Origin of the sequence: Methylococcus capsulatus (assembly GCF_036864975.1) — a bacterium.
GTDB lineage: Bacteria > Pseudomonadota > Gammaproteobacteria > Methylococcales > Methylococcaceae > Methylococcus.
On record NZ_CP104311.1, the window covers coordinates 2,365,740 to 2,379,788 of the forward strand.

Genomic DNA, 14,049 nt, shown 5'->3' on the forward strand with positions numbered 1-14,049 from the left:
GGCAGATGGCCGATTTCCCTTTCCTGACACATCCATCCCTGGATGACACCGTTGCCTTCCGTAAGGGGCGCGCGATCACCGTCCGGGAATTTCTCGGTGAGGCCGCGGCCCTGGCTGGATGGCTGCCGGAGCGGTCCTATCTGCTGAACGACTGCGCGGACCGTTACCGATTCGCCGTGGTATTCGCCGCGGCCTTGCTACGTCGGCAGGTCAGTCTGCTGCCGCCGACCTTGACTGCGGAAACCGTGCAGCAACTCGCCGCTTCGTTCCCCAACCTCTATTGCCTGACCGATGATCCGACCCGCGATCTGGATCTGCCGGTCTGGCTGTATCCGGAGGATTTGATCCCCCTGGGCATAGACCGGATACCGGCGGCGGATGCCGGTCAGATCGCGGCGGTCGCCCTCACTTCGGGCTCCACCGGGACGCCCGTGCCGCATGCCAAGACATGGGCGAATCTGGTGCGGAGCGCCCGTGCCGAAGGGGAACGGCTCGGAATCGCGCAAGGCCGTCACACCTTGCTCGGCACCGTGCCGGCGCAGCACATGTACGGATTCGAATCCACGGTGCTGTTGCCGCTCCAGAACGGCGCTGCGTTTTCCTCCACCCGCCCGTTCTATCCGGCGGACGTGTGCGCGGAAATCACGCAATTGCCGGGCGCCGTGGTCCTGGTCACCACACCTTTCCACCTGCGTGCTCTTTTGAACATTGATGGGAGCCTGCCACACATCGAACTGCTGGTTTCGGCCACAGCTCCTCTGGCGCCGCAGCTCGCCCAGGCCGCCGAATCCCGTTTCGGCGCGCCCCTGCTGGAAATCTACGGCTGCACCGAGGCCGGCCAGCTCGCGACCCGACGGCCGGTCGAGGGACCCGAGTGGACGGCGTTTCCCGGGGTATCCATCATCCGGGCCAAGGACGGCTTCCGGGTGCGCGGCGGTCATGTTTCGGGCGAGGTGAGGCTGGATGACGTGCTGGCACTGAAGTCCCCGCAGCGCTTCGTCTGGCTCGGGCGCTCCGGTGACCTGGTCAATATTGCCGGCAAACGCACCTCCCTGGCGTATCTGAATCACCAGATCACTTCGATTCCCGGTGTCGTGGACGCGGTTTTCGTCATGCCGGATGAAGACTCGCTGGGGGCGGTGACCCGCCTGACGGCCTATGCCGTCGCCCCCGACCTGACCCGTACGGGCTTGATGCAGGCCCTCCGGGAGCGGCTCGATCCCGCTTTCCTGCCGCGTCCTTTGTATCTGGTCGCCAGCCTTCCGCGCAATGCCACGGGGAAATTACCCCGAAGCGCGCTGGAGGCGTTCTCGGACAGTCTGAGGGAGGCTTCGTGAGCACGGCCGCAGGCAGCGTCGGGTTCCAAATACCGGCAGAGCATCCGGCCTGCGACGGGCATTTTCCGGGATTTCCTGTGGTGCCCGGCGCCGTTTTGCTGGATGAGATCCTGAGCCGCCTCGAATCGGCGCTGGCGATCGATCTCTGCGGCTGGCGTCTGTCGGTCGCCAAGTTCCCGGCGCCGCTCGCGCCCGGCGCCGAGGTGTCGCTGGAATACCGGCTGGATGAGCAGGGCGCCGTCCGGTTCGGTCTCGTCTCCGATGGCCGCGCCGTCGCCAGCGGAATCCTGGTTCTCCGATGAGCGATCCGTTCTCGCCGCGCGGGCCGGCCGCCGCCTCGCACTGGGCGGAACGGCCTGAGCGCAGCAACATGTTCTTTTTGCGGATCATGGTATGGATCTCGCTGCGGTTGGGACGGCGGGCCGGGCGCCTGGTTCTTCACCTCATCGTGATCTATTTTCTGCTATTCGCACCCAGCGCCCATCGCGCGTCACGTAACTATCTGCGCCGGGTGCTGGAGCGGCCTCCCGGGCTCTCCGACTGCTACCGCCATTTCTTCCGCTTCGCCTCGACCATTCACGACCGCGTGTATCTGCTCAACGGTGAGTTCGACCGTTTCGACATCCGTGTCATCGGCGAGGAAGTGATGGAGCAGGTTCTAGCGGAAGGGCGGGGCGCGTTTTTGCTCGGAGCGCACTTCGGCAGTTTCGAGGTGCTGCGGGCGCTGGCCAGACAGCGTCCAGGACTGGAGTCCGCGATGGTGATGTACGAGGAGAATGCCCGCAAGATCAATGCCATGCTGGCGGCCATCGCGCCCGGCCGCGGCGGCGAGGTCATTCCGCTGGGACGGCTGGATTCCATGCTGCGCCTGCGAGAAGCGCTGAATCGTGGCAAGATCGTCGGCATGCTGGGCGATCGTAGCCTGGGTTCCGAGCCTGCCCGGCAGTTGCCGTTCCTGGGCGAGTTGGCGTACTTTCCGACCGGTCCCTTGCGGTTGGCGGCCTTGATGAAGCGGCCGGTCCTGTTGATGGCCGGGATCCATCTGGGTGGAAACCGTTACGAGCTTCATTTCGAAAGGCTCGAGGACTTCTCCGATGGATCCGGCGACCGGTCCGAAGTAGCGGGGGCGGCTATGGCCCGCTACGTGAAACGGCTGGAGACGCTGTGCCGGCTGCATCCTTACAACTGGTTCAACTTTTTCGATTTCTGGGCCGCGGGACACGCGCGCACCGGTGGCGCAGGTTAGGTTCATGGGATTTCGTTCGGGAATCACCGTCATCTGTCTGATGTTGAGCTGCGTCGCCACGGAGGTGCGGGCAGGGCCGTGGGGTGTCGCCCAACTGATGGAGGCGCTCGCCGCCAGGCATTCCGGACGGGCCGAATTCGTGGAACGAAAGTATGTCTCGATACTGACCGAACCGGTGGAATCCTCGGGTGAACTGACGTTCGTCAAGCCGGATCGGCTGGAAAAGCGGACGGTCCGGCCCGTCAGCGAACGCCTGGTGCTGGAGGGTGATCGGCTCAGCCTGGAGCGGGGCGGAGAACGCCGCAGCGCAGGATTGGATGAATATCCCGAAATCGCCGCGCTGGTGGGCAGTATCCGCTCCATCTTGCTGGGCGATCGCATCGCCCTGGAAAAGCTCTACCGTCTGTCGCTCAACGGCGACGCTGGCCGTTGGACGCTGCTGCTGGTGCCTTCGACACCGGCAGTGGCCGAACGGGTCGCCTACCTTCGCATCGGCGGTTTTGACGGTAAGGTCGACCGGGTCGAAATCCACCTGCCCGGAGGCGACTATTCCGTGATGTCGATCCGGGAAATCGCACAGCGATGACCGTGACGCACCGCTGGCCGCTCATCGTCTGGCTTTTGTCGCTCGGCGTGTTCGCGGTGGCGGCAGGCCGTATGAGGCTCGCGACCGATCTGTCGGCATTTTTGCCGAGCCGGCCGAGCGCAAGCGAGCAGCTCCTGATCGACCAGTTGAAAGAAGGGCCGGCCTCGCGGCTGGTCCTGATCGCCGTCGAGGGGGCGACCGATTCCGCCCGTGTTCTCATTTCCGGGCGCATGGCGGAGCGGCTCCGGCACGATGCGGAGTTTTCGGCGGTGAGCAATGGGGCGGCGGCCGAGCGCGAGCCGGAACAACAGCTGCTGTTCCGCCGGCGTTACCTGCTGAGCCCTTCGGTGACGCCGGAGCGATTCACGGAAGAGGGACTGCGCAGTGCGGTACGCGTTTCCATCGACCGGCTCGCTTCTTCAGGGGGATTGATGACCAAGTCCTTGCTGCCGAGCGATCCGACGGGCGAACTGCTGGGCATCCTCGATCGCCTGGGGGCCGAAGCGCACCCGGAAACCGCCAGCGGCGTGTGGGTGTCACGGGACCGCCAGCGTGCGCTGCTGCTCGCTCAAATCCGCGCGGCGGGATCGGACACGGATGCCCAGGAGCGGGCGCTCGCATCCATACGCGCCGCCTTCGTCGCGGCCGTCGGGGAGGCAGGGGTGGGGGATGCCCGCTTGATCCTGTCGGGCCCCGCGGTGTTCACTGTGGAGGCCCGGGATCGGATCAAGGGCGAGGCTATCCGCTTGTCGGCGTTCGGCACGGTCGCCGTGGCCGTTCTGCTGTTCGCCGTGTACCGCTCGCTCGCGGCGCTGCTCCTGGGCCTGGTGCCGGTGGCGACCGGCGCCCTGGCCGGTATTGCGGCCGTGAGTCTGGGCTTCGGTATGGTCTATGGGATCACCCTCGGGTTCGGGGCGACGCTGATCGGCGAGGCGGTGGACTATGCCATTTATCTGTTCGTCCAGACCGGCGAGCGGCGGCGGGAGGAGAAGGGCCCGGGCTGGTTCGACCTGTACTGGCCGACCATCCGCTTAGGGGTCATGACCTCGGTGTGTGGCGCCCTGCCTTTGGCCTTGTCGGGCTTCCCCGGTTTTTCGCAGCTCGGCGTCTATTCGATCGCCGGATTGCTGGCCGCGGCCGCCGTCACCCGCTGGGTATTGCCGAGGCTGTTGCCTCGGGGGTTCCGGATTCGCGATCTCAGCGGGGCGGGAGAGCTGCTGATTCTCTTGGTATCCAGACTGCGGCCGCTGCGGTGGCTGGTGCCGGCGGCGGCCGTGTTGGCCAGCGGGATGCTGTGGTTGCACCGCGACAGCGTGTGGAATGAAGAGCTCAGTGCGCTCAGTCCGGTTCCACTTGAAGCCCAACGCCTGGATGCCGAGCTTCGGGCCGACCTGGGCGCGCCAGACGCGGGTTACCTGGTCGTGGTGGGCGGGCAGGACGCCGAAGCCGCCTTGCAGGCTGCGGAACGGGTGTCGTCACATTTGGCGGCACTGGTCGAGCAAGGCGTCATCGCCGGCTTCCAGAGCCCATCCAATTACCTCCCCAGCCGGCGGACCCAAGCTCTTAGGCGCGCGGCCTTGCCGGAAGATGGCGTGCTGCGCGAACGCTTCGCGGCGGCGGTTCGAGGGCTGCCGGTACGTCCCGGAGGTTTCGAGAATTTCTTCGCCGACGTGAAGGCCACCCGCGCGGAGCCGCTGCTGAGCGCCGAGGAGCTGCGGGGTACGCGCTTCGCGTTTGCGGTGGATTCGCTGCTGATGCGGGGCCGCTGGGGGTGGACGGCCCTGCTGCCGTTGCGTGCTCCTGCAGAAACGTCCGGGCCGGGCGTGGACGCACCCCGGATCCGTGCCGCATTGTCCGAGCTTCAGGAAGCCGTTTTCCTCGATCTGAAGGCCGAGACGGACCGCCTCTATCAGGGCTATCTGAGCGAGGCGACCCGGCTGTCCGCCGGCGGAGCGGGGGCGATCGTGCTCCTGCTGGCCCTCTCCCTGCGTTCGCCGTGGAGGGTGCTGCGGGTCTGCCTTCCGCTCGCCGCCGCGCTGGCCTTGGTCACCGCCGCGCTGGTGACGGGCGGGCATCGGCTGACCATGCTGCATCTCATCGGGATGATGCTGGCGGTGGCGATCGGTTCCAATTACTGCCTGTTTTTCGACCGCCTCGCCCAGGCTGGCGCCACGGTCCGGCCCCGCCTGGGAAGGACCCTGGTTTCGCTGACTCTGGCGAATCTCGCCACGGTGGCCATATTCGGCCTGCTGGCCGGTTCCTCGGTGCCGGTTCTGAGCGCGATCGGGGTGATGGTGGCGCCGGGTACTTTTCTGGCCCTGGTGATTTCGGCGATGTATTGGAAACCGGACGAGGGGTGCATGCCATGAAGCCACGGCAAGCCGGGCGCTGGACGCCGTCGGTCGGCATCAAGGCGTCCATGGGTTTCCACGCGGCCGCGTCAGTGCTGGCTTTATGGCGGCCCGATGACTGGCTCGCGGCGCTAGGGGCGGTTGCTGCGAACCATGTCTTGTTGACAGCGGCGGGGCTGTGGCCACACAGCCGGCTGCTCGGCCCCATCATCACGCGTTTGCCGGCGGCGGCGGCGGCACGCGGCGAGGTGGCCATCACCATCGACGACGGGCCCGATCCGGAAGTGACCCCCCAGGTGCTGGACATCCTGGAAGTCTACGGAGCGACGGTCACATTTTTCTGCATAGGCCGCAAAGTCCGGGAACAAGCCGAGCTTTGCGCAGAGATGGCGGCACGGGGCCATGCCCTGGAAAACCACAGCTACAGCCATAGCCATATGTTTTCGTTATGCGGGCTGAGCGGCTTCGAGCGCGAACTGCGTCTGGCGCAGGAGGCACTCACCGCGGTTTACGGAACACCGCCCCAGTTCTTCCGGGCGCCGGCGGGCCTGCGCAATCCCCTGCTCGATCCCGTCCTGGCCCGGCTGGGCCTTTCCCTGGTGAGCTGGACCCGCCGCGGCTTCGATACGCGCAGCGGTCAGCCGCGGCGCGTGCTGGCCGCGTTGACCCGGCGGCTGCGGGCCGGGGACATCCTGCTGCTGCATGACGGCAACGCCGCCCGCACCCGGGGCGGCCGCCCTGTCATTCTGGAAGTGCTGCCGCCGCTCCTCGAGGCCATCCGGCAACGGCGGCTTCGTCCCGTGACCCTGCGCGCCGCCTGCCCATGATCCGAGCTTTCAAACGGCTGCTCGTCGAAGTCGCCGCCGCGCCTTACCGCCGGGCGGGGCGTTTCGCCTGGCATTTCGCCCGCGGTAAGCTCAAGTCCGATCCGGTCTTCATTGCCTTGCTCGAACGTAATCTTTTGCCAGAAAAGGCGAGGCTGCTGGATCTGGGTTGTGGCCAGGGGCTCTTGGCGTCGCTGCTCCTGGCTGCGCGCGCCTTACACGAGGCGGGTTTGTGGCCGCCGGACTGGGCGCCGCCGCCGCGGCTCGACGGCGTACGGGGCATCGAGCTGATGCCGGCCGATGTCGCTCGTGCCAGACAAGCGTTGCTGGAACGGGCCGAAATCATCGAGGGCGACATCCGCCTTGCCGACTTCGGCATTGCCGATGCCGTGGTGGTGCTGGATGTGCTGCATTACATGGCGTATCCGGATCAGGAAACCCTCCTGCGCCGCATCCGCAACGTTCTGACTCCTCGCGGCGTGCTGTTGCTGCGGGTGGGAGATGCCGGAGCCGGGCTGCCGTTCCTGGTGAGCTTCTGGGTGGACCGGCTAGTGACTTTCCTTCGCGGACATCGCCTACCGGCGTTATACTGCCGCCCCTTGCCGGCCTGGTGCAGTCTGCTCGAAGAGCTCGGGTTCCGTGTGGAAGCGATCCCGATGAGCCAAGGAATGCCCTTTGCCAATGTGTTGCTGGCGGCCCGGTTGGGCTAGTGTCTCGGCGCAAAGGGTATGTCCAAAGACCAAGGCAAGGGTTTCGTGCACCATTTCGGGATTCGGCCGCCCGCAACCCATCGGCCCAAAATAGTTCCTCTTCCGGTCACTCCCGCCTTCGAGCGGACAATCTGCTGTCTGTGACGCCCCTGCTGATTTCCGATTTCACCCTGACTACCTGCATCGGGCGAGGGCGTAGAGCCACGTGCGATGCCCTGCAGCAGGGGTTGACCGGACTGGCGCCCTGCCGGTTCGAAACCGTCGCCCTGGATACCTTCGTCGGCGAGGTGGCGGGAGTCGACCAGGTCGTTATTCCCCGGCGTTTGTCCGCCTTCGATTGCCGCAACAACCGTCTCGCCCTGCTGGGTCTGAAACAGGACGGCTTCACGGAAGCGGTGCGCGAGGCGGTGGGACGGTTCGGGAGACGCCGCGTCGGGGTGTTCATCGGCACCAGCACCTCCGGCATAATGGAAACCGAGCTGGCCTACCGCCGGCGCGATCCGTCCAGCGGGGCTTTGCCGGCGGATTTCGACTACGGCGGGACCCACAACTGTTTTTCCGCCGGCGCTTTCGTCCGCGACTATTTCGGTATCGAGGGACCGGCGGTGGTGGTGTCTTCCGCCTGTTCGTCCAGCGCCAAGGTTTTCGGCAACGCCGCCCGCATGATTCAGTCCGGGCTGATCGACGCGGCCGTGGTCGGCGGCGTCGACTCGCTGTGCCTGACCACGCTGTACGGGTTCAATTCGCTGGAGCTGCTTTCGCCCCGGCCTTGCCGGCCTTTCGACGCCCGCCGCGAAGGCATCTCGATCGGGGAGGCGGCGGCTTTTGCCCTGCTGCAACGGACCCCGGACGATGCCGGACCCAAGGCCCTGTTTCTGCTCGGTATCGGCGAAAGCAGCGACGCTTATCATATGTCGGCGCCGCATCCGGAGGGCTTGGGCGCCAGGGCGGCGATCGGCGCGGCGCTGGCATCGGCCGGCTTGCCACCGGAGCGTATCGGTTACATCAACCTGCACGGTACCGGCACCCGCGCCAACGACGCGGCGGAGGCCTTGGCCGTGCATGCGATCTTCGGCAATGCGGTAGCGTGCAGTTCCACCAAGGGGTCGACCGGCCACACCCTGGGGGCGGCGGGGGCCGTCGAGGCTGTCATCAGCCTCTTGGCGATCCGGCACGGGTTCATGCCTGCGGGCGTGAATACGGGAATATTGGAGCGGGGATTTGAGCTGGACTATGTCCGTTCCTGCCGCCATGGACGTCTGGAGACCGTGCTGTCGAATTCGTTCGGATTCGGCGGCTCCAACTGTGCGCTGGTGTTCGGACGGACATGACCCTACTTCACTGCCTTATCGAAGGCATAGGCGCAATCGGCCCGGGTTTCGCCAGCCCTGAAGAATTCCGGAGGCTGATCGAGACGGGCCAGGCCGATCCCTCTGCGCCGACCCCAGTGCCGGCGCCGACCTGCCTGCCGGCGGCGGAGCGGCGGCGCGCCGGGACGTCGATCAAGCTCGCTCTGGCCGCAGGGTTGCAGGCCATGGAGGCTTCCGGCCGCGATGCCACGACCCTTGCGACAGTGTTCACCTCGTCGGGCGGGGATGGCGACAATTGCCATGTCATCTGTGAAGCGCTCGCCTCGGACGACCGGCAGATTTCGCCGACACGGTTTCACAATTCGGTACACAACGCCCCGTCCGGCTATTGGGGCATAGCGCTTGGCGCCACGGTGCCCTCGACCAGCCTGTGCGCCTTCGACGCCAGCTTCGGCGCCGGCCTCCTCGAAGCCATGGCGCAGGTTGCTCAGAGTCGCGAGCCGTGCCTGCTCATTGCCTACGACGTGCCTTACCCTTATCCACTGAGCCGCGTGCGGGCGATCGGTGGCGCCATGTGCCTGGCGCTGGCGCTGGCGCCCGAAGCCACGGCCCGGAGCGTGGCGCAGCTCACCGTGGGCTTGGGTGAGGGGCCTTGCACCGGGCTCAGCGAACCTGGCTTGGAAGCCATGCGGCGCAGCATTCCCGCCGGCCGTGGGCTGCCCTTGCTGCGGGCGCTAGCGCTTGCCGAGCCGTGTCGTCTCGTCATCGATTATCTCGATCCATTGCGTCTCGAACTGGAGGTCGCACCATGCCGCTAGACCGAGATTGGATCGCACAGCGGATTCCCCATGCCGGCGCCATGTGCCTGTTGGATCGGGTATTGACCTGGAATGCCGAACGGTTGCGCTGTGTAGCCGTCAGCCACCTCAGTCCCGGCAATCCGCTCCGCTCGGGTGGTCGGTTGTCGGTGGTCTGCGGGATCGAGTACGCGGCCCAGGCTACCGCCGTACACGGCGCTCTGCGATCGGCCGGAGAAGAGGATGCGCCGCGTAGCGGTTTCCTGGTCAGCGTGCGCGACGTCGAATTCCATGTGCGCCGGCTGGATACATTGGACGGGGATCTGGTGGTCGAAGTGGAACGCCTCACCGGCGACGGAAACGATGCGCTCTATCAATTCCGTCTGCTGGCTACGGATGGCCGTGAGCTGCTGACTGGGCGTCTCGCGGTGCGGCTGGACGCGGAAGCAGGTGAAGGACGAGTAAAGCTATGAGGCAGGCCCTGGTCAGCGGCGGCAGTGGGGGCATCGGCGCGGCGATCTGCCGCCGGTTGGCCGCCGACGGCCTGCACGTCTGGGTGCATTACCACGGCCATCGCGAGTCCGCGGAACAGGTCGTGGATTCGATACGCCATGCCAGCGGCAGCGCCACAGCGATCGGCTTTGACGTTTGCGACGCGGCGGCGGTCGCTGAGGCCATTGGTACGATGTGTGCGGAGCGGCCCATCCAGGTACTGGTGAACAACGCCGGTATCCACGACGACGCCGTGTTTCCGGCGATGGGAACCGCCCAATGGCAACGGGTCATCGACGTTTCACTGAATGGCTTCTTCAACCTCACCCAGCCGCTGGTCATGCCGATGATCCGCGAGCGCTGGGGCCGGATCGTCAACATTTCCTCGGTGGCAGCACTCACCGGCAACCGCGGCCAAGTCAACTATTCCGCCGCCAAAGGCGCATTGCATTCGGCCACCAAGTCCCTGGCGTTGGAACTCGCCAGCCGGGGCGTGACCGTCAACGCCGTGGCGCCGGGCATCATCGAAACCGGCATGGCGGAAGGCGTGTTCGACCGGGTGGCTATTGAACGCCTGGTGCCCATGAAGCGGGCCGGCCGGCCGGAAGAAGTGGCCGATCTGGTGGCGTTCCTGGCCTCCGACCGCGCCGCATATATCACCGGGCAGATCATCTCCATCAACGGCGGCATCATCTGAAGGGCATCCATGAGCACGTCCCCCGCGACCACCGTGTCGGTCCACGCGGCCGAAACCCTGCTGTTCTTCACCTTGCTGCAACTCGCCGTCATCGTGCTGATCGGGCGGCTCGGCGGCGCCCTGGCCATTCGCGCCGGCCAATCTCCGGTGGTCGGCGAGATTCTCGGCGGCGTCGTCTTGGGGCCTTCCCTGTTCGGATTGCTCTGGCCCGACATCTTCACATTCGTGTTCCGCTCCGCCCCGCCCGAACCGCTCACCATCCTCTCGCAGCTCGGCCTGATCCTGCTGATGTTCCAGATCGGACTCGAATTCGATTTTTCTCATCTGAAAGAAAGGCGCAACCGCCGCGCGGTCCGCAACGTGGCCCTCGCCGGCCTGCTGTTGCCGTTCGCGCTAGGCTTCGGCTTCGGCTATCAGACCGCGCCGCTGCTGTCGCCCGAGGCCGACCGCATCGCTTCGGCGCTGTTCGTCGCCACGGCTTTTTCGATCACGGCCCTGCCCATCCTGGGGCGGATCATGATCGAATTCGGTATGACCGACCACAAACTTGGCGTCATCGCCATCAGCGTGGCGGCGATCAACGACGTGGTAGGCTGGCTGCTGCTGGCCGTGGTCACCGCGCTGACCGTTGCCGCATACTCCCATGCCGAATTCGCGCTCAAAGTAGGGCTGGTCGCCGCCTTCGTCGGGCTGAGCTGGTTCGTGGCGCGGCCGGTGATGAAGTGGCTGGTGCGGCGGCTGCATAAAGCCGGAGCCGGGCTGACGGGCAACCAGCTTGGTGTGCTGCTGGCCGGGATATTCCTCGCCGGCATATGCACCTACAAACTAGGGATCTTCGCGATCTTCGGCGGCTTCATGATGGGCGTGCTGCTGCATGACGAAGCGGAACTACGCGCAGCTTGGAAGGACAGGGTAGGGCACTTCGTCACAGTGTTCTTCCTTCCCATCTTCTTCACCTACACGGGTTTGCGCACCGAGATCGGCGGTTTGGACACCCTGCAGCTATGGGGCTGGTGCGCTCTCGTCATCCTGCTGGCCACCATGGGCAAGTTCGGCGGTGCTTACCTCGCCGCGCGCCTGTCAGGACTCGATCGCCACGAATCGGCCATTCTGGGCATCATGATGAATACCCGCGCCCTCATGGAACTGATCGTGCTCAACGTTGGCTACGACCTCGGCGTGATCTCCCGCAACGTCTTCACCATGCTGGTGCTGATGGCGATCGTCAGCACGGTTCTGACCACCCCCTGTTTGAGGGCTTGGTTGCCGAAGACCGCACCTGAGGCGTGAACCCAGGGGAGCGAGGATGAGAGCGTCCCACGGCGTGATGAATCAGGGTATCGGTTGCCCATGTCTCCATAATTCATATTCACTAATATCAATATTTCCGTTCCACACGACGGCATACCCTCCCTCATCCACCCGGACCGATCTAAACAAAGCGAGATTCGTCAAAGGTGAAAACATTTCCTTACTTGGCAATGGCGTGACGTCGTACTTTCGCTTTTGTTGATTATCAAACCCGACAAACAAGGCATGACTCTCTACCGCCTTTACTGACTTTACTCTTGGGTACTTCATTGTCTATTATAGTGGTGGCAGTTTATGTAACTCCTGCTTATCCCACATTTCCTTCAGTTCATTCTGGTACATGGATGCCTTATTCAATAACAAGGTTATTCGCTCGGCTTGGTAAATCACCTTCGATCATTTCAAGGGTTTCGAGGTCGAACAGGCCTACATAATTCACCGTACACGGCGTGGAAATGCGGTGGGGGCGCCGAAGAACAGCTTAATGATTATCCCGTAGCATCTTGCTATCTCAGGCATATGCTTTCCGGTGTCTAATGCCATAACAATTTATTGAATCGTTTTCGTATAGTTTGCGGTCACCATTACCACGCCGCCTGCCGTTCGACAAGCTGCCTCGGGTTGCTCAGGCTGTCCTCCTGTCTATCATCCCTTCACATGAAAACAGGCCGACCGAACATCAAGCGGGAAAGCGCGTGATCTTCGTCTCAGATGTACAGCGGCGCCATCTTCCGCCAGGCATGCCCCTGGTGCGCACGCCCGTCCCAGGTATGGAGGGCGTGGGAAATGCCCTTGGACCACAGAATCCGGCTCAGTTCGCGGTTGTTGTCGAGAAAAGGATCGTCGCCGCCCACTACGAGCACGATGTCCATGCGCCGCAGCGCTTCGAGCCGCCAGTGGCATTCCAGGTTGGGGAGAAAATGCGAGGGGGTGTGGTAGTAAATGGTGTCGTCGTAATAACCGTCGAACAGGTCGCGGAAGTGTTCCACGCCGTGGGTAAGGTCGTAGCGGCCGGAGAAGGCAGCCACCTTGCGGAACAGGTGGGGGTGGCGGAAGGCGATATTGACGGCGTGGAACGCGCCCAGGCTGCAGCCGTGCGCGATGGTGCAGGGATGCGGGTTTTTGGCGGCCATCAAAGGGAACACTTCATTGAGGACATATTCCTCGAACTGGACGTGGCGCCGGATGCGCTCGGCCGGGTGGCGCCAGAAGCAATAGAAGGATTCGTGGTCGATGCTGTCCAGGCAGAACAGTTGCAGGTGGCCGGCCTCGATCTTGGGCCGCAGGCTGTCCACCAGCCGGAGGTCTTCATACTCGTGGAAGCGGCCGTCACGGGTCGGGAAGACCAGGACTTTGGCGCCGGCATGGCCGAACACCAGCAGTTCCATGTCTCGGCCCAGGCGTTCGGTGTACCAGCAGTGATATTCCCGATTCATAGCAATTCGAAAAAAGCTGCGATGGCGGCGGACAGCGATCGGTCCTGTTCCGGTTTCCGGGGATAGTCGAAATGCCCGGCCTCCAGTACGAACAGCTCCTTCGGGCCGGCGAGCGCGTTGTAGACGGCGAACTGGCCGGGCGGCGCGACGGCCGGATCGAACAGAGCGGCGGCGACGTGCACCGGGATTCCGATGAAACGTGCGGCGATGGCGGCATCGTAATAGGCCAAGGTTGCCATGACGTTACCGTGTAAGGCCTGATAGCGCCGGACCGATTCTCCGCTGCCGACGGTCGGTAGGGTCAGCCGCAGCCGTTGATGGCCGAAGGTCGGCACGTTGAAATGGGCCCTGCGGATGCGCGGTTCCCAGGGCAGGCTCAGGGCGCCGATGCCGCCGCCGAAACTGATGCCGAGGTAGCCGATGTGGCCTTCGGTCTCGGGAAACAGATCGAGCAGGGAGCTGACGGCCAGCCAGAGGTCTTCCACGCAGCCGCCGAGGACATAGCGGTCGCGATCCTCGATCTCGCACAGCACATGCCGGTCCGGCGTTTCCGGAATCTCGGGGCAGCGACTGCGGGAGAGGCCGCGGAAGCAAGGAAACAGGATGGCGGCGTCCGCGAACGGCAGGTCGAGATCGGGCCCGGCGCGGCCGCCATAGCCGTGGCCGACCACGAAGCCGCGGCGGATTTCCCCTTGTGCCGGAACCAGCGCCCACCCGCCGATGGTGATCGCGCCGGTCGAGCGGTAGCAGAGGTCGAATACCTGGAAACGCGGATGGTTCCAGCCGCAGCGGCGGAGTTCCGGCCGGGGCGCTAGGTTTCTCGCATCGTCATACCGTGCCGACCAAAAGGCGGCGAAGTCTTCCGGCGGGTCGGGCGCTTCCACCCGGAGCAACTGGTCGAGGGAAAACCCGTAGGTCGGGTCGAACGGATAAGCATGGCTGAACGGCATGG

At 64.7% G+C, this 14,049-nt stretch carries 15 protein-coding genes; 12 read left to right on the plus strand and 3 right to left on the minus strand.

All coding sequences use genetic code 11. The features are described from left to right. Nucleotides 1-5 precede the first annotated feature (5 nt). From N4J17_RS11680 to N4J17_RS11735, 12 genes are all read left to right on the plus strand, one after another. Nucleotides 6-1,337: an AMP-binding protein gene (locus N4J17_RS11680; RefSeq protein ID WP_198321383.1), complete on the plus strand. Its 1,332-nt coding sequence runs from the start codon at nt 6-8 to the stop codon at nt 1,335-1,337. Continuing rightward, on the plus strand, nt 1,334-1,639 hold the full coding sequence (locus tag N4J17_RS11685; RefSeq protein WP_198321384.1) for a hypothetical protein: 306 nt from the start codon (nt 1,334-1,336) through the stop codon (nt 1,637-1,639). Before N4J17_RS11680 ends, N4J17_RS11685 begins: the two co-directional genes overlap by 4 nt. Further along, on the plus strand, nt 1,636-2,583 hold the full coding sequence (locus tag N4J17_RS11690) for an acyl-CoA synthetase (RefSeq protein WP_277458273.1): 948 nt from the start codon (nt 1,636-1,638) through the stop codon (nt 2,581-2,583). The genes N4J17_RS11685 and N4J17_RS11690 overlap by 4 nt, the downstream gene beginning before the upstream one ends. Nucleotides 2,584-2,587: 4 nt before the next feature. Beyond that, complete coding sequence (locus N4J17_RS11695; RefSeq protein ID WP_232470149.1) at nt 2,588-3,169, plus strand: outer membrane lipoprotein carrier protein LolA; 582 nt, start codon at nt 2,588-2,590, stop codon at nt 3,167-3,169. Next, nucleotides 3,166-5,538, plus strand: coding sequence for an MMPL family transporter (locus N4J17_RS11700; RefSeq protein WP_198321386.1), 2,373 nt, complete (start codon nt 3,166-3,168; stop codon nt 5,536-5,538). Before N4J17_RS11695 ends, N4J17_RS11700 begins: the two co-directional genes overlap by 4 nt. After that, nucleotides 5,535-6,347, plus strand: a complete 813-nt coding sequence (locus tag N4J17_RS11705; protein ID WP_198321387.1) for a polysaccharide deacetylase family protein — start codon at nt 5,535-5,537, stop codon at nt 6,345-6,347. The genes N4J17_RS11700 and N4J17_RS11705 overlap by 4 nt, the downstream gene beginning before the upstream one ends. Next, nucleotides 6,344-7,054: a class I SAM-dependent methyltransferase gene (locus N4J17_RS11710; RefSeq protein ID WP_198321388.1), complete on the plus strand. Its 711-nt coding sequence runs from the start codon at nt 6,344-6,346 to the stop codon at nt 7,052-7,054. Before N4J17_RS11705 ends, N4J17_RS11710 begins: the two co-directional genes overlap by 4 nt. Nucleotides 7,055-7,194: 140 nt before the next feature. Further along, complete coding sequence (locus tag N4J17_RS11715; protein ID WP_198321389.1) at nt 7,195-8,385, plus strand: beta-ketoacyl-[acyl-carrier-protein] synthase family protein; 1,191 nt, start codon at nt 7,195-7,197, stop codon at nt 8,383-8,385. Then, complete coding sequence (locus N4J17_RS11720; protein WP_198321390.1) at nt 8,382-9,182, plus strand: beta-ketoacyl synthase chain length factor; 801 nt, start codon at nt 8,382-8,384, stop codon at nt 9,180-9,182. Before N4J17_RS11715 ends, N4J17_RS11720 begins: the two co-directional genes overlap by 4 nt. Beyond that, a complete protein-coding gene (locus N4J17_RS11725) occupies nt 9,173-9,634 on the plus strand; it encodes a hotdog family protein (protein WP_198321391.1) in 462 nt (153 codons plus the stop codon). The genes N4J17_RS11720 and N4J17_RS11725 overlap by 10 nt, the downstream gene beginning before the upstream one ends. After that, the gene (gene fabG / locus N4J17_RS11730) at nt 9,631-10,350 is read left to right on the plus strand and encodes a 3-oxoacyl-ACP reductase FabG (RefSeq protein ID WP_198321392.1); all 720 of its coding nucleotides are present in this window, start codon (nt 9,631-9,633) and stop codon (nt 10,348-10,350) included. The genes N4J17_RS11725 and fabG overlap by 4 nt, the downstream gene beginning before the upstream one ends. Before the next feature lie 9 nt (nt 10,351-10,359). Beyond that, complete coding sequence (locus tag N4J17_RS11735) at nt 10,360-11,640, plus strand: cation:proton antiporter (RefSeq protein ID WP_198321393.1); 1,281 nt, start codon at nt 10,360-10,362, stop codon at nt 11,638-11,640. A gap of 42 nt (nt 11,641-11,682) precedes the next feature. Here N4J17_RS11735 and N4J17_RS16610 read toward each other — a convergent pair whose 3' ends face one another. The 3 genes from N4J17_RS16610 to N4J17_RS11745 all read right to left on the minus strand — a co-directional run bounded on the left by N4J17_RS16610 (nt 11,683) and on the right by N4J17_RS11745 (nt 14,047). Then, nucleotides 11,683-11,931 carry a DUF2442 domain-containing protein gene (locus N4J17_RS16610; RefSeq protein ID WP_198321394.1) on the minus strand — a complete coding sequence of 83 codons (249 nt, stop codon included), beginning with the start codon at nt 11,929-11,931 and terminating at the stop codon, nt 11,683-11,685. A gap of 437 nt (nt 11,932-12,368) precedes the next feature. After that, nucleotides 12,369-13,097 (minus strand): esterase family protein, encoded by a 729-nt coding sequence (locus N4J17_RS11740; protein WP_198321395.1) that lies wholly within the window; start codon nt 13,095-13,097, stop codon nt 12,369-12,371. After that, nucleotides 13,094-14,047 (minus strand): acetylxylan esterase, encoded by a 954-nt coding sequence (locus N4J17_RS11745; protein ID WP_198321396.1) that lies wholly within the window; start codon nt 14,045-14,047, stop codon nt 13,094-13,096. Before N4J17_RS11745 ends, N4J17_RS11740 begins: the two co-directional genes overlap by 4 nt. Nucleotides 14,048-14,049: the final 2 nt, after the last annotated feature.

Excerpts from the sequence above, each read along its gene's own strand:
- N4J17_RS11680 (WP_198321383.1), top strand. The coding sequence starts at position 6 with ATGGCCGATTTCCCTTTCCTGACACATCCATCCCTGGATGACACCGTT.
- N4J17_RS11690 (WP_277458273.1), top strand. The coding sequence starts at position 1,636 with ATGAGCGATCCGTTCTCGCCGCGCGGGCCGGCCGCCGCCTCGCACTGG.
- N4J17_RS11695 (WP_232470149.1), top strand. The coding sequence starts at position 2,588 with ATGGGATTTCGTTCGGGAATCACCGTCATCTGTCTGATGTTGAGCTGC.
- N4J17_RS11700 (WP_198321386.1), top strand. The coding sequence starts at position 3,166 with ATGACCGTGACGCACCGCTGGCCGCTCATCGTCTGGCTTTTGTCGCTC.
- N4J17_RS11705 (WP_198321387.1), top strand. The coding sequence starts at position 5,535 with ATGAAGCCACGGCAAGCCGGGCGCTGGACGCCGTCGGTCGGCATCAAG.
- N4J17_RS11710 (WP_198321388.1), top strand. The coding sequence starts at position 6,344 with ATGATCCGAGCTTTCAAACGGCTGCTCGTCGAAGTCGCCGCCGCGCCT.
- N4J17_RS11720 (WP_198321390.1), top strand. The coding sequence starts at position 8,382 with ATGACCCTACTTCACTGCCTTATCGAAGGCATAGGCGCAATCGGCCCG.
- N4J17_RS11725 (WP_198321391.1), top strand. The coding sequence starts at position 9,173 with ATGCCGCTAGACCGAGATTGGATCGCACAGCGGATTCCCCATGCCGGC.
- fabG (WP_198321392.1), top strand. The coding sequence starts at position 9,631 with ATGAGGCAGGCCCTGGTCAGCGGCGGCAGTGGGGGCATCGGCGCGGCG.
- N4J17_RS11735 (WP_198321393.1), top strand. The coding sequence starts at position 10,360 with ATGAGCACGTCCCCCGCGACCACCGTGTCGGTCCACGCGGCCGAAACC.
- N4J17_RS16610 (WP_198321394.1), bottom strand. The coding sequence starts at position 11,931 with ATGAAGTACCCAAGAGTAAAGTCAGTAAAGGCGGTAGAGAGTCATGCC.
- N4J17_RS11740 (WP_198321395.1), bottom strand. The coding sequence starts at position 13,097 with ATGAATCGGGAATATCACTGCTGGTACACCGAACGCCTGGGCCGAGAC.
- N4J17_RS11745 (WP_198321396.1), bottom strand. The coding sequence starts at position 14,047 with ATGCCGTTCAGCCATGCTTATCCGTTCGACCCGACCTACGGGTTTTCC.